Source organism: Thermoanaerobacter sp. RKWS2 (genome assembly GCF_026240795.1).
In the GTDB taxonomy this organism is placed as follows: Bacteria; Bacillota; Thermoanaerobacteria; order Thermoanaerobacterales; family Thermoanaerobacteraceae; genus Thermoanaerobacter; species Thermoanaerobacter ethanolicus.
Map to the genome: position 1 here is coordinate 2401678 of NZ_CP110888.1, position 21961 is coordinate 2423638.

The 21961-nt window shown below is 34.5% G+C and carries 17 protein-coding genes, 1 tRNA gene and 3 pseudogenes; 6 read left to right on the top strand and 15 right to left on the bottom strand.

The genetic code is table 11. The annotated features are described in order from the left end of the window. Positions 1-10: 10 nt before the first annotated feature. Together meaB and OEI98_RS12745 are read right to left on the bottom strand one after the other, a co-directional pair. Positions 11-944 (bottom strand): annotated as a pseudogene (meaB, locus tag OEI98_RS12740) (methylmalonyl Co-A mutase-associated GTPase MeaB). 2 nt (positions 945-946) lie between these two features. After that, positions 947-1348, bottom strand: coding sequence for a cobalamin B12-binding domain-containing protein (locus OEI98_RS12745; RefSeq protein WP_003870715.1), 402 nt, complete (start codon positions 1346-1348; stop codon positions 947-949). A gap of 507 nt (positions 1349-1855) precedes the next feature. Here OEI98_RS12745 and OEI98_RS12750 point away from each other — a divergent pair. Beyond that, positions 1856-3093, top strand: a pseudogene (locus OEI98_RS12750) (IS110 family transposase). A gap of 142 nt (positions 3094-3235) precedes the next feature. Here the strand turns inward: OEI98_RS12750 and OEI98_RS12755 are convergent. From OEI98_RS12755 to OEI98_RS12810, 12 genes and pseudogenes are all read right to left on the bottom strand, one after another. Continuing rightward, positions 3236-4915, bottom strand: a complete 1680-nt coding sequence (locus OEI98_RS12755; protein WP_003870716.1) for an acyl-CoA mutase large subunit family protein — start codon at positions 4913-4915, stop codon at positions 3236-3238. 122 nt (positions 4916-5037) lie between these two features. Further along, positions 5038-5403 carry a hypothetical protein gene (locus OEI98_RS12760; protein WP_003867801.1) on the bottom strand — a complete coding sequence of 122 codons (366 nt, stop codon included), beginning with the start codon at positions 5401-5403 and terminating at the stop codon, positions 5038-5040. Between the two features lie 20 nt (positions 5404-5423). Beyond that, positions 5424-7091 (bottom strand): formate--tetrahydrofolate ligase, encoded by a 1668-nt coding sequence (locus OEI98_RS12765; RefSeq protein ID WP_014063515.1) that lies wholly within the window; start codon positions 7089-7091, stop codon positions 5424-5426. An 18-nt stretch (positions 7092-7109) separates the two neighbouring features. Continuing rightward, positions 7110-8495 carry an ATP-binding protein gene (locus OEI98_RS12770; protein WP_003870718.1) on the bottom strand — a complete coding sequence of 462 codons (1386 nt, stop codon included), beginning with the start codon at positions 8493-8495 and terminating at the stop codon, positions 7110-7112. Between the two features lie 162 nt (positions 8496-8657). Further along, complete coding sequence (gene ftsH / locus OEI98_RS12775) at positions 8658-10493, bottom strand: ATP-dependent zinc metalloprotease FtsH (protein ID WP_003870719.1); 1836 nt, start codon at positions 10491-10493, stop codon at positions 8658-8660. A gap of 71 nt (positions 10494-10564) precedes the next feature. Further along, positions 10565-11110 (bottom strand): hypoxanthine phosphoribosyltransferase, encoded by a 546-nt coding sequence (hpt, locus tag OEI98_RS12780; protein WP_003867797.1) that lies wholly within the window; start codon positions 11108-11110, stop codon positions 10565-10567. A gap of 25 nt (positions 11111-11135) precedes the next feature. Then, a pseudogene (gene tilS, locus OEI98_RS12785) lies at positions 11136-12511 on the bottom strand (tRNA lysidine(34) synthetase TilS). Between the two features lie 79 nt (positions 12512-12590). Beyond that, positions 12591-13181, bottom strand: a complete 591-nt coding sequence (locus OEI98_RS12790; RefSeq protein WP_003870721.1) for a hypothetical protein — start codon at positions 13179-13181, stop codon at positions 12591-12593. Between the two features lie 85 nt (positions 13182-13266). After that, positions 13267-15612, bottom strand: coding sequence for a stage II sporulation protein E (gene spoIIE, locus OEI98_RS12795; protein ID WP_266038260.1), 2346 nt, complete (start codon positions 15610-15612; stop codon positions 13267-13269). A 146-nt stretch (positions 15613-15758) separates the two neighbouring features. After that, positions 15759-15833: transfer RNA gene (locus tag OEI98_RS12800), tRNA-Glu, on the bottom strand. Positions 15834-15901: 68 nt separating this feature from the next. After that, on the bottom strand, positions 15902-16429 hold the full coding sequence (locus OEI98_RS12805) for a class I SAM-dependent methyltransferase (protein WP_003870723.1): 528 nt from the start codon (positions 16427-16429) through the stop codon (positions 15902-15904). A gap of 220 nt (positions 16430-16649) precedes the next feature. Further along, a complete protein-coding gene (locus tag OEI98_RS12810; protein ID WP_003870724.1) occupies positions 16650-17591 on the bottom strand; it encodes a DMT family transporter in 942 nt (313 codons plus the stop codon). Between the two features lie 211 nt (positions 17592-17802). Here OEI98_RS12810 and OEI98_RS12815 point away from each other — a divergent pair, with 211 nt between their 5' ends. Genes OEI98_RS12815 through OEI98_RS12830 form a run of 4 tightly spaced genes read left to right on the top strand, consistent with a single transcriptional unit; the run spans position 17803 to position 21227 of the window. Continuing rightward, positions 17803-18303, top strand: coding sequence for an RNA polymerase sigma factor SigX (locus OEI98_RS12815; RefSeq protein ID WP_003870725.1), 501 nt, complete (start codon positions 17803-17805; stop codon positions 18301-18303). 2 nt (positions 18304-18305) lie between these two features. Next, a complete protein-coding gene (locus tag OEI98_RS12820) occupies positions 18306-19463 on the top strand; it encodes a DUF2275 domain-containing protein (protein ID WP_266038265.1) in 1158 nt (385 codons plus the stop codon). Between the two features lie 4 nt (positions 19464-19467). Beyond that, positions 19468-20370, top strand: coding sequence for an ABC transporter ATP-binding protein (locus OEI98_RS12825; protein ID WP_266038267.1), 903 nt, complete (start codon positions 19468-19470; stop codon positions 20368-20370). Then, positions 20367-21227: an ABC transporter permease gene (locus OEI98_RS12830; RefSeq protein ID WP_006569606.1), complete on the top strand. Its 861-nt coding sequence runs from the start codon at positions 20367-20369 to the stop codon at positions 21225-21227. Before OEI98_RS12825 ends, OEI98_RS12830 begins: the two co-directional genes overlap by 4 nt. Positions 21228-21233: 6 nt before the next feature. On the opposite strand, the gene OEI98_RS12835 is transcribed toward OEI98_RS12830, so the two are convergent. After that, the gene (locus tag OEI98_RS12835) at positions 21234-21641 is read right to left on the bottom strand and encodes a DUF1284 domain-containing protein (RefSeq protein ID WP_003870729.1); all 408 of its coding nucleotides are present in this window, start codon (positions 21639-21641) and stop codon (positions 21234-21236) included. 155 nt (positions 21642-21796) lie between these two features. Between OEI98_RS12835 and OEI98_RS12840 the strand changes: the two genes are divergently transcribed. Next, positions 21797-21958 carry a CDIF630_02480 family spore surface protein gene (locus tag OEI98_RS12840; RefSeq protein ID WP_003870730.1) on the top strand — a complete coding sequence of 54 codons (162 nt, stop codon included), beginning with the start codon at positions 21797-21799 and terminating at the stop codon, positions 21956-21958. Positions 21959-21961 lie beyond the last annotated feature (3 nt).

Below are 21961 nucleotides of genomic sequence, written 5' to 3' on the forward strand. Positions count from 1 at the left end.
CTCATAAAATCTAATTAAAAACATCTTTGTACAATTCATCTGCAAAAGTGTAAGGGTCTATTTTTTTATCTATCACCTGTTGCAGCCTAGATGAAAATTCCTTTTCTTGAATTTTGTCAAAGATATTCTTCATCAATTTATTTTTTATGCTTTCAATTATTTCCATTTTTAATCTTTCAATTCTCCTTTCTTGAAAAGTTCCACTTTCTATCAAATAACTTTTATGGTCATCAATTTTATCAATAAGTTCATCAATCCCTTTATTTTCTTGCGCAGCCACTTTTACTACCGGTGGTCTCCAATCTTTTTTCATCCAAATCCAACATCATATTAAGTTCAACTACAGTTTTGTCTGCTCCCTCTTTGTCACATTTGTTTACGACAAAAATATCCCCTATTTCCATGATTCCAGCTTTTATAGCTTGTACATCGTCCCCCAAGCCTGGGGCTAAAACCATCACTACTGTATCGGCAATTTTTACTATGTCAATCTCTGACTGGCCTACTCCCACTGTCTCTATAAAAATGTAATCCATGCCGGCTATATCTAAAATTCTCGCTGCCATATATGTCCCTTTGGAAAGACCACCAAGATGACCTCTTGTGCCCATGCTCCTTATGTAAACATTAGGATGCTGAGATAAATCCTGCATTCTTATCCTGTCTCCTAAAAGTGAACCCCCTGTAAAAGGGCTAGTGGGGTCTACTGCTATTACTCCTATTTTTTTACCTACATCAACTAAATTTTTAATTAATTTGTCTGTCAATGTGCTCTTACCAACACCCGGCGGCCCGGTAATGCCTATAATATAAGCATTACCAGACCTTTCATAAAGCTTTTTTATTATCTCTTTGGCTTTATCCTCATAGTTTTCCGCATAAGTTATAGTTCTGGCAATAGCCCTTTTATCCCCTTTTATCAAAAGTTCTTCTAAGTTCTCCATTTTTATACCGCCCTATTGACATGTTGTTTTATATATTCAATCACTGCAGAGGTAGGCGTACCGGGTGTAAAAATTTCCGCTATTCCATTCTCTTTCAAAAAAGGTATGTCTTCTTCGGGAATGATTCCTCCTCCTATTACTAGTATGTCATCTGCTCCTCTTTCTTTTAAAAGCTTGGTTATCTTGGGAAATAAAGTGTTGTGAGCTCCTGACAAAATGCTTAAAGCTACAACATCTACGTCTTCTTGTATGGCAGCTTCTGCAATTTGCTCAGGAGTTTGCCTAAGCCCTGTGTATATCACTTCCATTCCCGCATCTCTTAAAGCTCTTGCAATTACTTTTGCTCCCCTGTCGTGACCGTCTAATCCCGGCTTTGCCACTAATACTCTTATAGGTCTGTCCATATTTATCCTCCTCGTATAATTAATTTTAAAGACAATAAATTTGTCTCACTTCTTAAAAATTTAATAAAGCGCATTCATAACTGGAAATCTTTAATATTCTCATCTTGTCTAAAATCTTATCTATTGCCATGAATCCGTAATATTGCGCAATATGCAGGATTCATGGCGCGGCCGTCTCATCTTTTTTCGGCCTTATTATTTACTTTTGAGATAACTTGTAGCATTATTATACTGTAAAGTTAATGTGGGACAGGCTTTCGTCCTCCATGCGGCTTGACCGCTCTTTAAAGTGTGGTCCCTACACCAGATTTGCCTTTTCTTACGCGAAATCTGCTTTGTCATATATAAGCCCCTGGCAGCAGAGGATTCAGGCTTATATATTAAGAGCTAATTGCGAGGTTGCTACATAATCTGGTTGCTAGGGTTATCTCAAATTAACTTTTACTTGTACTTACTTTATCAATTTTGAAAGGAGGTGTAACAATCTTGAATAAGCTTTTTGTTGGTATGGATGTAAGCCTGAATGATGTCAAGGTTCATATTCTCGACCAGGAGGGTAATGATGCTTCCTCTCGTTTTTCTGTAGAAAATAACCCTCATGGTTGTGATGTTATAGTTTCCCGTATCTTGGAGTGTTGTAATAAATACAATATCCAAAAGGTCTTTATTGGTTTGGAATCTACTTCAGTCTATGGCTGGCACCTCCAGTATTATTTGGCTGATCATTCTGCTCTTAAGCCTTATCAACCTTCTATTACTACTTTTAATGCTAATATTATTAATGCTTTTAAAAAGTCTCTCGGCAATTTACCTAAAAATGACTGGATTGATGCCTTTGCTATTGCTGAAAAACTGAGATTCGGTAGACTCCCCAAATCTTGTTCTGTAGATTTTAGATATCTTGCTCTCCAGAGGCTTACTCGCCATCGCTTTCACATTGTTAATAGTATTGTTAGAGAAAAAATTATTTCCTCAGCAATTTGTTCCTTAAGTTTAGCGGTTTGTGCCAAAATAAAGTCTTTAGTAATAATTTTGGAGCAACTGCTACTGAAATATTTAATGAGTTTTTCACCCTTGATGATATTGCGGCTCGACCGCTTGATGAGCTTGCCGGCTTTTTGGTTGACAAGAGTAAAGATCGCTTTGATGATCCAGAAGCTACAGCTAAATTGCTTCAAGAGGCTGTTCACAAGTCTTATAGAATTAATGCTACTGTAGATGATTCTTTAAACTTTGTTATCAAGTCTTGCTTTGATAATCTACAGTCCCTTGAAAAACAGAAGAAAGCTGTAGAAAAAGCCATTATTAATGAGGTAAAAGGATTTAACAATGAATTCCTTTGTCTTACATCAGTAAAAGGTATTGGCCCAACCATCGCAGCCGGCTTAATATCTGAGATAGGCGGAATTTCAAGGTTTGATAATGATAATGCCCTTGCAAAGTTTTCCGGCCTTTATTGGTCAGAGTACCAGTCTGCTGATTTTAAAGCGGAGGACACATATCTCAAGCGTACTGGTAATGAGTATCTCAGATATTATTTTATTCAAGCAGCTGACCAGCTCAGGAAGTATTTACCTGAGTTCTCACAATACTATGCCCGCAAATTTAAAGAAAGCAAAACTCACAAGCATAAACGTGCTCTTGTATTGACTGCACGTAAAACTGTAAGGTTAGTCTTCGCTCTGCTGCGCGAAGAAAAACTTTATAAATCCCCAATAATGAAAGGAGATGATTGTATAAGTTAACATATTATCCCATAACCATATTTTACATTAATTTCCATCAGCTTATTGCGTGATGGTTAGCTTTGCTATGCCCTTTTTTAGGTTATTTTATTAAATTTTTTTGAATTTTTTTATCACCCTCTTGACATATTACCGAAATACTTTACAGTATAATCTGCTGCTGATATTCTCCAAAAACAGAACGCAGCACATCTGTAATTTCACCTAATGTCGCATATTCCCTTACTGCATCTAATATCCAAGGCATCAAGTTGTCGTCTCCTTCTGCAGCTTTTTTCAAGGCCTCTAAAGTCTTTTTCACACTGGCATTGTTTCTCATTTCTTTTACTTTAGCGATTTTTTGTTTTTGCAATTCTTCTACAGCAGGGTCTACTTTTAAAAGCCCTTTTGGCGGCTCCTCTTCAATTTGGAATTTGTTAAGCCCTACTATTACTCTTTCACCAGATTCTATTTCTTTTTGATATCTATATGCACTTTCTTGTATTTCTTTTTGTATATATCCCAAATCAATAGCTCTTGCCGCTCCTCCTAATTCATCAATTTTCTTTATATATTCAAAAGCCCTCTTTTCAATTTCATCCGTCAATTTTTCAACATAGTAACTTCCGGCCAATGGATCTGGAGTCTCACAAACACCACTTTCATAAGCAATAATCTGCTGCGTCCTTAAGGCAATTCTCACTGAATCTTCTGTTGGAAGAGCAAGAGCTTCATCTCTACTGTTTGTATGTAGTGACTGAGTACCTCCTAAAACCGCAGCCAAAGCTTGAATAGTAACTCTGACAATATTGTTGTCTGGTTGTTGCGCAGTAAGAGTGGAACCTGCCGTTTGTGTGTGGAATCTCATCATCATTGACCTTGGGTCTTTGGCGTTAAATCTTTCTTTCATTATCTTTGCCCACATTCTTCTTGCTGCCCTAAATTTAGCGACTTCTTCGAAAAGGTCGTTGTGGGCATTGAAGAAAAAGGACAATCTTGGAGCAAACTCATCCACATCAAGACCTGCTTTTATGGCTGCCTCTACATAAGCTATCCCATTTGCCAAAGTGAAGGCCACTTCCTGTACTGCTGTTGCTCCTGCTTCTCTTATGTGATAACCGCTTATACTTATGGTATTCCACTTAGGAACATACTTGGAACAATACTCAAAAATGTTAGTGATAAGCCTCATAGAAGGACCTGTTGGGAAAATATAAGTTCCACGAGCCACATATTCTTTTAAAATATCGTTTTGAATAGTCCCATTCAACTTATCTGGAGATACCCCTTGCTTTTCTGCAACTGCAATGTACATTGCAAGAAGTATTGCAGCAGGTGCATTAATCGTCATAGAAGTACTGACTTTGTCGAGAGGAATGCCGTCAAAGAGAATTTCCATGTCGTAAAGTGAATCTATGGCTACACCGACTTTACCAACTTCTCCTTCAGCCATTGGATGGTCAGAATCATAGCCTATCTGTGTAGGTAAGTCAAAAGCTACGCTCAAACCTGTCTGCCCTTGAGACAAAAGATATTTAAACCTTTTATTCGACTCTTCTGCAGTTCCAAATCCTGCATATTGCCTCATAGTCCAAAATTTGCCTCTATACATAGTAGGCTGTACGCCTCTTGTATAAGGATATTCTCCTGGAAAACCAATCTTTTCGAGATAATCTATATCACTTATGTCGTAAGGTGTGTAAATCTCCTTAATCTCTATCCCAGACGAGGTCTTGAACTCCTTTTTCCTCTCAGGAAACTTAGTTAACACCTTTTGCCTTTGATTGACTTCCCATTCTTCTTTCTTGCGCTTAATTTTTTCTAATTCTTCCTTGTCAACCATAAAAAACCCTCCTTTAATTTTCCCCTTAACATTATAACACAAATTTTTAACAAATGTTTACCTTTTCATTAGAAGTTTCTTTTTTAGCAAAAAAGCGGCCAAAGAGAAGACCTCTTCGCCGCCTATCTAGACATTTCCTCAATAACACTTTTTAATTCTTCTACAACTTCATTAAGCCCAAAATAGCCCTTTTGCATCTTAAGTTTTGCCAAAAGCCTTTGATATTGTCTTAATGTTCCCATTATAATAACGTCAGATTTTTCAACACTCATATTTACGCAACCTCTTGCTACAGCTGCTTCTCCTCCTATAGCTAGCATCTCCTGTTTTATTATGTTAGCAGCTGCTGGATGTACATCAAAGAGCTTGACAACCCTGAAAACGGCTTTTGGTGCCATAATATCTACAGAAATTTCTTCAGCTTTTATTTGGCTAAGTTCCTTTTTCGCCTGTGACAAATTTTGTATATCTAATATTTCTTTTTTCATCTACTTTCATCTACACTCCCTTAAAACAGTCCTGTTATTCTTCCGTTTTCATCAATGTCTATGTTTTCTGCTGCAGGATGCTTTGGAAGGCCTGGCATTGTCATTATATCTCCTGTGAAAACCACAACAAATCCTGCACCCCTTGAAACTCTCAATTCTCTTACTGTTATCTTAAATCCTCTTGGACGGCCTAAAAGTTTAGGGTCATCAGAAAGAGAATATTGAGTTTTTGCCACAACTATTGGCATCTTGTCAAAGCCTAGTCTTTCAAGGTTTGCTATATCTTTAAGAGCAGAAGCAGTATATTCTACTCCATCAGCTCCATATATTTCTGTTGCAATTATGTGCAATTTATCTTTAATTGGAAGTGTTTCATCATACAAAACGTGGAAGTTGGAAGGTGTCTCACAAGCTTTCACAACTTTTTCAGCTAACTCTATTCCGCCTTCTCCTCCTTTTTCCCAAACTTCCGCTACTGCCATATCTACTCCCATTTCTTCGCAGGCCTTTCTTACCTCTTCAATTTCCCTTTCAGTATCAAAAACAAACCTGTTGAGAGCTACAACCACTGGTACCCCAAATTTCCTCACATTTTCAACTTGCTTTTCAAGATTTTCTATTCCTCTTCTTACTGCTTCCACATCTTCTTTTTGTAAGTCTTCCTTCTTAACTCCTCCATGCATCTTTAAAGCTCTTACAGTCGCTACTATGACGGCTGCATTGGGTGTTAGTCCTCCAAACCTTGACTTTATGTCAAAGAATTTTTCAGCCCCTAAATCAGCACCAAAGCCTGCCTCTGTTACAAGATAATCCGCCAATTTCAAACCATATTTAGTGGCAATTAAGCTATTACATCCATGAGCAATATTTGCAAAAGGCCCTCCATGAACAAATGCTGGAACGTTTTCAATCGTCTGCACTAAATTAGGCTTTATAGCATCTTTTAATAAGACTGTCATAGCTCCATCGGCCTTTAAGTCTCTTGCAGTTACAGGATTGCCATCTTTATCATATGCTACAATTATGTCGCCAATTCTTCTTTTTAAATCCATCAGGTCTCGAGCTAAACACAAAATTGCCATTATTTCCGACGCCACAGTTATTATAAAACCATCTTGTCTTGGATATCCATTTGCTTTTCCTCCAAGTCCTACTATTACTTCTCTTAAAGCCCTATCATTCATGTCCATAGCTCTTTTCCATGTAATAGTCCTTATGTCAATATTAAGTTCATTTCCATGATGGATGTGATTGTCAATCATAGCAGCTAGTAGATTATGAGCAGCAGTAATCGCATGTAAATCTCCTGTAAAGTGTAAATTTATGTCCTCCATAGGTACAACTTGAGAATATCCTCCCCCAGCCGCTCCACCTTTTATTCCCATAGAAGGTCCTAATGAGGGCTCCCTCAAGGCTATCATGGCTTTTTTACCTATTTTGGCAAGAGCCTGTCCTAATCCTACAGTAAGTGTAGTCTTACCCTCGCCTGCAGGGGTGGGAGTTATCGCTGTGACAAGAATAAGCTTGCCATCTTTTCTGTCCTTTATTTTCTCCCATAACGCAGGAGAAATTTTTGCTTTATACTTGCCGTAGTATTCTAAGTAATCTTCATCAATGTCTAACTTTTTTGCAACATCCCTTATATGAAGCATTTTCGCTTCTTGAGCTATTTCAATATCAGTTTTCATATTTTCCCCTCCAGCTTTTCATTTATCACCTAAAATTATTTTTACAAGTGTACCTTTACCTTTTTTACTAAAAATTTTAATATCTCCATTGTACATCTCTGCTATGCTTCTGCAAATCGCAAGTCCTAATCCTGTTCCTTCTTTCTTAGTTGTAAAAAGTGGCTCAAGAACTCGTTTAAGATATTTTTTCTCTATACCACCTCCATTATCCGCAACCCTTATTATTATCTTTTTTGTGTGATGATTATATTTTGTATTCAATATTATTTTACCATTCTCTTCAATAGCGTGAAGGGAATTTTGTACAATATTTAAAATAAGCTGTTTAAGATGATTTTTGTTCATTTTCACAAGTGGAACATCGCCAAAACGCTTTTCTATTTTAACCCCTTTTTTGGTAGCTTCCGCTTCAAAAAGAAGCAAATACTGATTTATAACAGTATTTATGTCTATTTCAGCTTCCCCTTCTTCTTCACTGTTTCTCACTATGCCAAGGTAATTTTTTATTAAGCCCAATACTCTATTTACCTCATCTAAAATAGTCTCATAATAAGTAGAACTATCTGGATGCTTAGCCTGTAAAAGCTGTATAAAACCTTTTATAGAAGTTAGAGAATTTTTTATCTCATGAATAGTTGTTGCCGCAAATTCCCCAGCAATTGTGTATTTCTCAGTTTGCTCAATCAATTTTTTATATTTTAAATCCTCAGTTATATTCTTTACAGTGATAACTTTCCAATGGTCATTATTTAGCTTACCATACTTTAGTAAAAGCACTCTTTCTTCAATATTATTTTTGGAAGGAATTACAATTTTCTCACCTTTGACTAATCCTTCTTCTGATGCATTGAGATCGTATTTTTTTATAATTTCGAAAAATTTTTCATTTACAAATCTCGTATATTTTATACCAAATAATTCACAAGCCTTGTTATTTATATAAACTACGTTGAATTTGCCGTCAACTACTATAACTCCTTCTTCTGTAATATCCATAACATCTGTAGGACTTTTAAACAAATTAAAATAATGTCCTGGTTCTATTTTAAAATAATTTCTCAATTTTACAAAACCTAAATAGGCTATTTTATCCCCTGCAGTGTTAGTTATAGAACTCAACCTTATGCTAAATGACATTTTTATGTTATATTTTGCTGTAAGCTCTATAATAAGCCCATCCTCATAGGGCCCTATTTCCTTATACTTTAAGATATGGTAAAAAAAATAATCATAATTTTCTACATCATCAACACTATACCCCAATATCTCAAGAAGCCTCTTATTTATGTAGACCACTTTGCCACTTAAATCTTTCAATATAAAAAAATCATGGGCATTATCCAAAAGATTACATATCCATTGCAACGGATTTTTGCTAGAATCAGAAGGTTTGTATAACTTCACGGTATCCCCCCTTTTTCTCCCTTATCTTTTGTTTAAAAATTTCCTTTTACTAATATATTAGACACAAAGTTATAAAAATCCTTCTTCTTTTCAATAATTTTTTTATTGTTAACTAAAACTTTTGTAAAAAAATAATGTATAAGTCTTACGACTTATACATTATTATGCAAACTGCACCCCATTTATCTCTTCTCCATGAAAAACTTTTTCAAACTCTTCTGCATTAAGTTTCTCTTTCTCAATCAAAGCCTTTGCAACTCTATGGAGCTTATCCATATTGTCTTTTAAAAGGGTTTCTGCTCTTTTATATGCCTCCTCAATTATCCTTTTTATTTCTCTATCTATCTCGGCAGCAACTTCTTCACTGTAATTTCTCGTTCTTCCTAAATCACGCCCTAAAAATACTTCTTCACTTCTCGTACCAAAAGTCATAGGCCCTAATCTTTCACTCATGCCATACTCTGTAACCATCTTTCTCGCAATATTTGTAGCTCTCTCAATGTCATTTTGTGCTCCTGTGCTTATATCATTTAGCACTAAACTCTCTGCCACACGCCCACCTAAAAGGTGAACTATCTCATCCATCATCTCGGACTTTGACATATAGTATTTATCTTCTTCCGGAAGAAGCATAGTATATCCTCCAGCTCTTCCTCTTGGAATTATTGTAACCTCGTGAACAGGTGGGGTATTAGGTAAAAGCTTAGCGACAACTGCATGGCCTGCCTCATGGTATGCCACCAATTTTTTGTCTTTCTCAGACATAATCCTACTTCTTTTTTCAGGCCCTGCTATAACTCTTGTTATGGCCTCCTCCAGCTCTGCCATAGTTATCTGCTTAAGTCCTCTTCTCGCCGCCAATAAAGCTGCTTCATTCATGAGATTCTCAAGGTCTGCTCCAGTAAATCCTGGAGTTCTTCTCGCTAGCACTTGCAAAGATACATCAGGAGCCAATGGCTTATTCCTCGCGTGTATTTTTAAAATTTCTTCTCTTCCTTTTATATCAGGAATACCAACAGTAATATGCCTGTCAAATCTTCCTGGTCTTAAAAGAGCAGGGTCTAATATATCTGGCCTGTTTGTTGCGGCAATCACAATTATACCTTCGTTGACACTGAAACCATCCATTTCAACTAACAATTGGTTCAGTGTCTGTTCTCTTTCATCATGTCCGCCACCTAAACCTGCACCTCTTTGTCTTCCCACTGCATCTATTTCATCAATAAAAACAATACAAGGCGCATTCTTTTTGGCTTGATCAAATAAATCTCTTACTCTTGCAGCACCTACACCAACAAACATTTCTACAAAATCAGAACCGCTTATGCTAAAAAATGGAACCCCCGCTTCTCCTGCTACAGCTTTTGCGAGAAGGGTTTTTCCTGTACCTGGAGGCCCTACTAAAAGAACCCCTTTAGGTATTCTGGCTCCTAACTCAATAAATTTTTTAGGGTATTTTAAAAATTCAACAATTTCTTGTAATTCTTCTTTTTCTTCATCCGCTCCTGCCACATCATTAAAAGTAACTCTTTTGTCTTTATCAGTAACCATCCTTGCTCTACTTTTACCAAAAGACATCACTTTGCTTCCTCCCCCACCTTGTGCCTGTTGCATAAAAATATACCAAAATATAACCAAAACAATAATCAAAAACAAGGAAGGAAGCATCTGAACCCACCAAGGTGGACCTACTTGCGGTTCATTTTTAAAGTCTAATTTTCCCTCTAAAATATATGGATTTACAAAATTCATAAAATTTGTCACATCCGGAATACTGCTCTTAAACTCTGTCCCATTTTTTAAAGTTCCTTTAACTTCATTTCCCGCAAGAGTGATGCTTTTTACTTGGTTAGAGTTAATATACCTAATTAACTCTCCATAATCTATATTTGCTAGCGGTGGTGTACTTTGAGAGTACAACTGTACCATAGCATAAATAGCTATAAAGATTAGCAAATAGAGCACCATGCTTCTAATTATCTTGTTATTATCGTTCAAATAAGGCCCCTCCTTCAAACAAGTCCAACTACCTTTAATCTATAATATCATATCTCCTTTAAAAAACCAAATCATTTATACAGCTCTGGCTTTAAAACCCCTATAAATGGGAGATTTCTGTATTTTTCATCAAAATCTAATCCATAACCAACTACAAATTTGTCAGGAATTTTAAATCCACAATAATCTACTTTAACGTCTGCTTCTCTTCTTTCAGGTTTATCTAAAATAGTGCAAATTTTTAAACTTCTAGGTTTTCTTTCTAATAAAGTCTTTCTTAAATAAGAAAGTGTTAAACCGCTATCTATAATATCCTCAACTATGAGCACATCTTTCCCTTCAATGTTTATGTCATGGTCTTTAATTATTTTTACTATTCCAGAAGACTGAGTAGAAGAACCATAACTGGAGACTGCCATAAAATCTATTGATAAAGGTAAATCTATCGCACGAGATAAGTCTGCCATAAACATTATTGCTCCTTTTAAAACCCCAAGGAGGACAAGGTCTTTCCCTTGGTAGTCTTTTGTAATTATTTGTCCTAACTCTTTCACTTTTTCTTTTAATTGCTCTTCCGTAATCAAAATCTCCTGTATATCTTGTGTTGGACTCGACATAAATTTAACCTCCTCTTTTTTTATTTTATCCTTTGGTATACTCTATCACAAGGACATTTTTTGTATTTTCATCTACTTTAAATTTATCACTCATTCTATAACCTACAACCCACACAATTTCATTGTCTATGGCTAATAAAGGAATGCTATCTCTTATTTCGCGGGGTATTTTCTCGTCAATAAAAAATTCTTTTAATTTTTTACTCCCCCCAGGTTAAGAGGAGAAAAAATATCCCCTGCTTGCCTATTTCTAACTACCACATCTTCCTGTATTTTATCATAGTCAAAAAATTTCGTGTATTTTCCTATGTTAAGTTTTTTTATTTCTTCAATCCCTAAAACACTAGTTTTAAATTGCCCAACACCACATATCTTAGTAATTCCAGGAATATTTAATTTTGCCCAAAAAGTCTTGGCCTCTTTTTCTTTTACTTTTCTCATTATAAGATTATTATAGCTTTTTAAAGCCTCAATTTCAAAGGGTAAATCAATTTTTGAGGAAGTTGGTTTGTCTAAAAGGCTTAAAACATCCTCTACATGGATGTATTCTAATCCATAAATATCTCCTTTTAATTTTTGGTACATAAGCCTAACTAAGCGTCGCTGAATAGCTGGATGCTGTGCCCTCAGTTTTTTTATATCAGCAAAAATTTCCTCTTGATTAAAATAGCAAACCTCATTAAAAATCTTTTCACACTCTTTTTCTAAATAGTCATTCTCCTCTAAAATAATTTTTGCCATCCTGTAGATATTTTCTATTATATCTACTTCAAAAGTTTCATTTATATAGGGAATTAATTTAAGTCTTACTTTATTTCTCTTATATAAATCTTCATAATTTGTAAAATCTATTACCGGCTTTAAATCTTTTTCCTTGATGTAATTCTCTATTTCTTCCCTTTCTATTTCAATGAGAGGCCTTATTATATTTCCATTTACCGGTTTTATTCCAATGAGGCCAGCCATTCCAGAACCTCTTATTAAATTTAAAAAAACTGTTTCCACTACGTCGTTCTTATTATGGGCTACTGCTATTTTATTACCCTTAACTTCTCTTAATACTTCCTCAAAAGCCTGATACCTCACATATCGTCCAGCCTCTTCTTCCGAATATCCCATTTCTTTGGCTATTTTTTTTACATCTTTTTCAAATAAAAAAAATGGGAGTTTCAGTTTGCGGCACATATCTTCAACAAATTGCGCATCCCTTTTAGCTTCTTCTCCTCTTATCATATGATTAACATGTACTACATACAACTTAAGATTAAATAAATCTTTTAAATTGTATAAAATATCCAGCATACACAAAGAATCAGGTCCGCCGGAAACCCCCATTACAATTTTATCATTTGCCTCAATCATTTTATACCTTTTAATTGTTGAAATAACCTTATCAATCATTTCTTAACCCCTTATAGCGATATATACTCATGTTATATAATGATTATATAATATCCTCCTTTTTAAATCAAACATCTTTTTATATTCCTACTATATTTTCGGCATTTATCTCTTTTTCTTCAAAGAAAAGAATAAGTTTTTCCATTTCAAAGTCCATTAGCGTTTTTGCATAAGCTACGTACAAATCAATTTTACCTTTTCTTTTGTTAAGATATTTAAAAAGTTTTCTTTTATTATTTATAACATAATTTACCTCTCCTTTGCTTATTTCTAACAAAAGAGCAAGTTTTAGATCTACATACTCACTTAAATTTGCGACATAATTTATAATTTGCACTTTTATATAAGGATGCATTTTTTCTAAACTTTTGCCACTAATATTTTTTATACTCTGGTCAATAACATTTTTTAAAGTCAATTTCACAGATTCTTCTACCACTTTGGACAAAGTTTTATCTAAAAGCTGAATAGATGTATAACATCTTATTCCCCCTAATTTTTCAATTGTCTCCATCATCTTCTCATTAAAGCTTTCCTTTTCTAATAAACTTATGACATTTACAATCACACCTCTTTTTCTCATCATCTCTATAATTTGCTCCCATTTTGCTGACAAATCAGTTATATCGCCGTCAGTAATAATGACCATTTCTTTTAAAATTATAGACACAAAAACCCCTCCACAAAAGTATTCCTTTAATCGCCTCGATATATTGTCTCCACATTGTGGAAGGGTTATTCCAATTTATTAACTTTTATATTTTCTTCCATACCTTTGAAACCAAAATTGTCATATCGTCCTTTGGAGTATTATTACACAATTCCAAACATTTTTTCATTAACGCATCTGCCATATCCTGAGGATTCCTCGTGTTGATTTCACTAATTAACCTTGAAAATTCTACTTCTTTATCCTTCTCAAAACACTCCAACACTCCATCAGTGACTAAAATCACAAAATCTCCATCTTTTAATTTTCTTTCATGTATATCTGCCTCTATATCTTCCAAAATGCCAATGGGCAAAGAACTGGATTCTATAATCTCAACCTCATTCCCTCTTTTTATAAAGGTAGCACAAGAGCCAATTTTTATAAATTCTGCTTCTCCAGTGAACTTGTCCAGAAACATTATATCCACAGTAGAAAACATTTCTTCTGCAGACCGCAAAGCCAAAATAGAGTTTAATGTTTGAATAACTAAATGTTTATCAAAGCCTGCCTCTATAAATTTCTCCAGCAAAGAAATGGTAGTAGTGCTCTCTGCAGCCGCTTTATATCCAATCCCCATTCCATCGCTTAAAGCTGCCATATATTTTCCATCTTCTAAGTCCATAAAAGAATAAGTATCTCCAGAAATCTTGGCTTTTGACTTACTAACTCTGCTTATACCCGTTAAGACTTGCAAGCTCTCTGCTTTTGTAAGAGTAAGTACACATCTTCCATTGTGGTCTATAGAGCATAACCTACTTTTTCTCTCATATCTTTCCCCCATAATTTCAGATACAATAGGGACAATCTTTTTGTCACATTCCTTAGCAAAACATGCCTTTTTATATATTTTTACGTTAACATTTTCGTCTCCTGTGTCATAAATTAGCACATCTTCCACAGGTATGCCCTTTTTGTCCAATTCCACCATCATTATTTGTTCTAATTCATCTTTAAAAGTGACATTCATGCTAATATCACTAGCCATATTAGATATTGCATCAGCAACTCCTTTTAACTGAGTAGCAATAAGTCCTTTAGCATCTTTTAGCCTTTCTCTCCACTGCATGCTTATTTTGTAAATGCCTAAGTAATATTTAGTTGTACTCATAAGTTCAGAAAATCTTATACATTTTCTATACAGTTTATTGTCCTCAATACTACTATTTTTTTCAAGATGTTCTATCAACTCAAACATGCTTTTATAAGTATTGTAAAACTCCTTGTCCCAACAAGTTTTATACATGACACATTGAGTACAGGTCTTATTGGCAATTTCCTCAAACAAATAAGAAATATCTTTGTGGTCTAATACTTTTTCATTTACTTGTTTAAAACTTTTAGAGAGCTCTTCAAATACTTGAGAATACTCTTTAAGTTTGCCTGTCACTACTTCTTTTAATTTTTCATTGTAATTTCTGTTGTTTAAATTTTTATTACCCTTTACTATTTCCTCCGCCTTTACTATGTACTTCTTAGGAAGTGCTACAAACATTAAAGAAGCTAACACAATATCATAAGGATTTACAAGCATATCCACAGTTGAAGTTACATAAAATGTAATAATAAAAATGGCAGTTAAAAAGCCTATAATAACTCCAATTCTATGCAATTTTTTCAAACTACCGGCCAACAAGCCTGCAAATCCAAAAAGCCCTATGGAGACTGGCATTTGGAAAAAAGATAAGCTTCCAAGAAGCCCCATAGTTGTGCCGATACTTGCTCCTACTCCAGCCCCACCTATATAAGAGGCTAAAAGTATTATAAATATCCCTAATATCCCATTGAGAGTAAATTTCCACACATTCAAATGATTCATTCCTAGAATAAATAGCCCTATAAATATACTCAAAGATATCAACTCTTCATTGGAAACAATTTTTCTGTTTATATTCAAAATAAATGAAACAGCGTGGTTAAAAATAAAAACCATTAACATTGCAGTGACAGACTCATATAGGCTCATCATAATGTCAAAAAGCAAAAAGCCATAAATATAGCTGAATATAAGATCTGCGCTAAAAAGAGAAATAAAAGTAATGAAAGAGGTTTTAATAATATTTTGAGGTTTAATTTTTAGAAGCCCTTCTAATGAAAAGATCAAAACAAGCGCTAAAAGGTATTTAAAACTATTGACATTGGGTAAAGTTAATATTCCCAACCATACTCCTATTCCTGTTAAAAGATATCGCTTTTTATACATTAAAAGAGTTGCAAAAAAAGCAATGCCGAAAGGCAAAAGACTATTGAAAATAACAGCTCGCCCTATAAAAAAGCTTATAACTGACAATAATATAATCTGTTGAATGTTTTTAGAAAGATTTTTTTGAGTATTTTCTGTCAAGGGAGTTTTTATAATTCTTTTATAAGGTAAAATATTTATATTTTGCATAAAAAAACCACCACCTCTTGTTTTTTTCTAAATTATAGCATCATGGTGATGGTTTTATTTGTTAATTTTTGCTATATATGTAATTTTTCTTTCGACATAAAAAATAATTTCGCACCTTTGTGCGACATTTTATTTCTTAACTTAAATGGTGACCCCGACGGGATTCGAACCCGTGTTGCCGCCGTGAAAGGGCGGTGTCTTAACCTCTTGACCACGGGGCCACAAAAGACATTACTTATTTTATCATATTTTCATGTCTTGTCAACGATAAATTTTTCCTTAATAATTGTCATTTTTTGGATATAAAAATATCTGTCCTTTCTGACTTTTTTATTTCTCCTATTAAAGCATATTCGACTTCTAAATACTTTGCAATATCTTCAATGCTTATATTTGCTTCATGATAGCTTCCTCTTTCTTTGTGTCTTTCAGCAACAACTTTCCTCCCATATTCGTTTAATTCGGATATAAGAATACTACCGCCTTTTTTACAGACCCTCACCATCTCATCCAGTACCTTTTTATAATCCCTCATGTGATGCATGGCATTGTATGTAGCCACAACCTCAAAGGTTTCATCTAAAAATGGAAGATTGTGAGCATCTCCCTGAAGTAGCAAAATATTTTCCAAAGTTACACTTTCTTTCAAAAGGTCTTCTGCTCTTTTTAAAGCATCTTTACTCTCATCAATAGACACGACTTGATATCCGTATTCAGCCAAAGCGGCTGCCATTCGTCCCCGTCCTGTACCAATATCAAGAGCTTTTCCACTTCCTCTGCCTAACATTTCCACAGCTTCTTTTACATCTCTCTCCATAGTTTCACCTCAAAAACTTTTTATATTTATTATCTCTCTTTTTGTACTTTAATAAAACGCAAAAACATGCTATACTAATTAAAGTACTAATAAAATCACTCCTCTATAATAAATGCGGTATTTTTATACCGCATCCTTTTTGGACTAATATATGCCCCCGTATGGTATAGGGTTACGTTAAAAGTATATCACATTCTCTATGTAATGTAAATACAGAATTTCAGTGTGTTTCTTCTGAAGAAATAATCGGTTGAGACACTTTTCCAAAATAATTTGTCCCCCATACTCCTATCAATATCATAATAGCTCCTATTATATGATACCAATAAAAAGCTTCACGTCGTATGGTGATCCCCGCTATTACCGAAATTACTGTGGTCAAATTTGCAAAAACTGAAGCTTGAGATGCAGGCAATTTTGAAAGAGCGTAATTGTTTAAAAAATACGCTACAACAGAAGATAAAACACCTAGATATAGCACAGGAATAAGTACTCTGTAATCAGTTAAATCCCTGAAATAGTCAGAAATAGGATAGCCTTTTGCTAATCTATCAATTAAATTTAAAAAATTGAAAGAAATTGCGGCAAACCACATCATGACAAAGGTTATCTCAATAGGTGAAAATTCTAAAGAAGACTTTCTTGCTAAAATACTGTAAAAAGCTGCAGATAAGACTGCTACTAAAAGATATACAAAACCTATAATTGACGTATTACGGCTTTCAACACCTGTCATAAAAATTATAAAAGCAACTCCTGTAACAGACAAAAGAATAAAGAAAAGCTGATACAAAGAAGGCCTTTCCTTTAAAAATACCGCCGCCAAAGCGGTAACAGCAACAGGAATTAAAGCTATCATCAAACCAGAAAGAGAAGAGGATGTATATTTTACACCATATGTTTCAAATATAAAATACACAACAGGCTCTGATAGAGACAATAAAAACAATGGCCACAGATTTTTCCCTCTATAATTAAGTTTAATAATTCCAAATACCCACAAAAGAGTAATCATAAATGCTGCAAGTAAAAAACGATAGGCTATAAGCTCCATAGGAGAAGCTACATCAAGCCCCATAGAGGTAAACATAAAAGAAAATCCAAAAATTGATGCCATTCCTATTCCTGCTAAATAAGGATAATAACTCTTTATCCTCTCCAAATTTAACACCCCCGCACCTTTTTAAAAACACCGATATAATTATATAGCACTTCCCACAAAAAATAAAATCCAGACGAAGGGGACCAGACGAAGGGGACGGTTCTTTTCATCTGAAAAATTCAGACAAGAGGAACCGTCCCCTTCGTCTGAAAAGTTTTTGTCACAAAATTGGTTTTAGATGTGTTATTATTAGTGAAAAGACATAGGGGAGGTGTTCAAAATAGAGGAAAGTTTCAAAGATATCTTTGAAAAATATTATCCAAAAGTTTTAAATCAAATTTCTTGGATGATAAAAGACGAATTCAAAGCGGAAGACATTACTCAAGAAGTTTTTATAAAGTATTTTAAAAATCCTCCCCGTCACAATGAAAATATAGGAGGTTGGTTATCCAAAGTGGCAATAAATCATGCCTTAAATTATATCCGCAGTGAAAAAAACACAAAAACAAGAGAACTGGAAGTTTTTAAAAACACGCAAGAGGAATTTTTTGAAGACCCTGAAGAAATAGCAATTAAAAGGTTTGAAAGAGCTAAAGTGAAAGAAGTCCTCCTAAAAATGAGTAAAAGAGATATGATGTGTCTAATACTTAAACATTCAGGATATAGTTACGAAGAAATAGCAATATCATTGGGAATTAAGAAAACCTCCGTCGGCACAACCATAGCAAGAGCACAAAAAAAGTTTAAAGAATTATATGAAAAGGAGGTGTAAGTATGTGCTACGATGAAGGAACTCTTCAAGCATATCTAGACAGTGAACTGGATGAAATCACTGCAAAAAATGTAGAAGAACATTTAAAAACTTGCGATGTATGTAGAGAAAAACTTGAACAACTAAAATCCATAAATGAATTCACTTCAAAAGCTTTAAAAGCAAGCAATATAGATTTAAATGAAGCTTGGGCTACTCTAAATGAAAAATTGAGCAAAAATAATAATAAAGGAGGAATGTTTGCCATGTTTACAAAGTACAAAAAGTCAATTGCCGCTGCTTTGATAGTGGCATTTATAGCCGCCTCAGCCTTTTTCACCCCACTTAAAAATGCAGAAGCTAAACTTTTAAACCTTCTAAGGCTTAACAAGATGCAGGTTATAACAATAACACCAGAGGATATGACGCAAATTCAAAATCAGTTCTACAACGCAGGTATAAAAAATATAAACCTTAAAGACTACGGAGAGATTATAAAAGACGGTTCTCGGGAAGGGCATCAAATTTCCCCTGATGAGCTTGACAAAGTAGAATCTGAACTTGGATATAAAATAAAACTTCCAGCAGATGAAAATTTTGAAATAAAGCATGCATACATCTCAAAAAATGAAGGCCTAGAATTTATACTAAAAGTTGACAAAATAAATGAACTCATTAAAACATTTGGCGGTACACACCTTTTCCCCAAAGAACTTGATAGAAAACCCATTATTATAAATTTTGGCAGGGCAATTGATATGAATTTACAGAAAAAAGGCAGTAAAAAAGATACAGTTGCACTTGACATAGTAAAAACTCCAGAAATAGTGGTACCAGAAGGGGTAGATGTAGATAAAGTAATTGACGCTTTATTAAACCTCCCATTTTTACCTGAAAATGTAAAAAAACAAATCGCCGGTGTAACTGACTGGAAAGAGACATTTCCTGTACCACTGTCTACGAGTGACAACACTGAAATTAAAGAAATAACCATTCGAGGAAATAAAGGCATTCTCTTTGTTGAAAAATCTGGGCCTCATTTTGTAGCTTTAGGATGGAGTGAAAATGGAGTAATGTACAACCTCACACTCTGGCCCAACCCAGCAGGAGACAAACAGGATTTCGTTGCAAAAGAAGAGGCAATAAATACATTAATTCAAATTGCAAATTCAATGAGGTGATCAAATGGTTTTAGAGACACAAAATCTCACAAAGCAGTTTAATGGAAAAGGCGGATTTAAAGAAGTCACTCTCTCTGTAGAAAAAGGTCAGGTCTTTGGATTCTTAGGTCCAAATGGTGCAGGAAAAAGCACTTTTGTAAAGACCATGGTGGGGCTTTTACACCCCACCTCTGGTTTTGCATGGATTTTAGGGAAACCCATAGGCACTGTAGAGTCCAGAGAAAAAGTAGGATTTTTACCTGAAAATTTTAGATATCACGACTGGATGACAGGAAAAGAGCTTTTGACCTTCCATGCAGAGCTTTATAAAATAAAAAATCCAGGCAAAAAAATTGATGAACTTTTAGAATTGGTAAAATTAAAAGGTCATGAAAGTAAACTTATAAAAAATTACAGCAAAGGAATGCAGCAAAGAATTGGCATTGCAATAGCCCTTTTAAATGACCCCGAAATAGTGTTTTTAGATGAACCTACTTCAGCTCTTGACCCTGTTGGAAGAATTGAAGTAAGAGAAATCATAAAACAATTAAAATCGCAAGGCAAAACTGTTTTTTTAAACAGCCACCTCTTAAGTGAAGTGGAAATGGTATGCGATGAAGTAGCCATAATAAACCATGGCCGAATAATAGCCGAAGGAAAACTGGAAGAGCTATTAAAAGAACACACCCATGTAGAAATGATTGTATCAGACTATACTTCAGAGTTGATTGAAAAAATTTCTCGCTTATCAAAAGAATTTCAATTTAAAGAAGGTAAGCTCTCTTTTAAAGTAGAAGACAGAGAAAAAATACCAGTTATAGCTAAAATGGTAATAGAAGCCGGTGCCAAGTTATATCAATTAAATACTCAAACTTCTTCATTGGAAGACTTATTCATAAACTTAATTGGAAAGGATGAGGTGTCGTGATAACTATAATAAAATACACCTTTAAAGAAATGCTAAAAAAACGGGCTTTTCTATTAGTCTCCCTTTTGTCCCTCCTCTACCTTTCCATATATACTTTTGGCTTAAGTAAAATATTTGAGCGTCCCAACGATTCTATATATGACATCATCTTTCAATCAGAAATTTTGTCTGCCGGTCTATTTTTCGCAAATTTCATAGTGGCTTTTCTTGTAGTTTTGACATCAGTAAATGCTATATCAGGAGAAATAGAAAATGGCACCATATACGCCGTTTTATCGAAACCTATAAAAAGATATGAACTGGTGTTGGGAAAATTTATAGGCTTAGGCGCTATGATTGTAATATACAGCTCCATCATGTTTTTGTCTGTAGTAGGTTTAAACATCTTTATGGGGTCTAAAATAACCTTTGAAGCAAGCAATATTTTAAGAGGACTTTTTTTCTTCGACTTAGGACCGATTGTATTTTTAGCCCTTATAATAGCTTCCAGCTCAATTTTTTCGACTGTAAACACAGGCATCATAGCTATTATGGCTTATGGAATTGCCCTCGTCGGAGGTGTTCTTGAACAAATTGGAACAGCAATGCAACAAAGTCAAGTCGGTGCCTTTGGCTTAAAAAGCGGAGAAAGCCTTATAAACGCAGGGATAATTACAAGCCTCATCCTTCCTACAGATGTCATATATAGAAAAATGACTGCAGAGCTTTTGACACAAAGTAGTGGGATAAGTTTTATGACACAAGGACTCTTTGGGGGCATGTCTCAACCCAGTATTTACATGTTCATATACATCTTTTTCTACGTGGTATTTCTCCTCTATTACGGTGCAAAGCGCTTTTCACAAAGAGACTTATAAAGGCGGTCACACACCGCCTTTTAACTTTTTAAACCCTTCCAAACAATACCCAAGACTAAACCATTGACAGTTACTGCATATCTTTTCCATTTTTTCTTCAGTCATTTTCTCTTTAATTCTATTTGTGACTTCCCTATAGCTCAATATCTCCCCTGGCCTTATATCTAAAACTTCTAAAACTGCCCTATCTTTTCCTTTTACACTTCCTGGATACTCTTCCTCTGTACATTCTCCATTTACATTGTTTGGACACATGCTGCAAATGTTATCCACACTATCCACAGCTTTTATCAACATATCATGTTCATTATTCAATTTTCTAATAATTTCATCCATATTTTTAACAAATTTTTCATCATAACCAAGCCCTCTAAAGCCCAACACACACAAAAAGTGATGTCCTCTTATCTCCATTTCAATCTCTCCTCATCCCATGATTACAACAATAATTATACTGCTAATTTGAACTGTAACCTAAGAAAAAAAGAAATTTACATCCCTCAGTTTATCACAATAATAGTCATAATTTCTTCAATTATAGAAAATAATACATTTAAAGGAGTGATTGTATGACTAAAAAACCAAAAAAACCTCACAAAGTGCCAATAGAAAATCATAAGACTGCTTCCTGGGCAAATATACAAAATGTAAAAGAAGAATCAAATGTGCCTATCCCAAGTAAAAATGAGGTAATAAACGCAAAAGAATGGGTAGAAGAAAACAAAAAATAACAA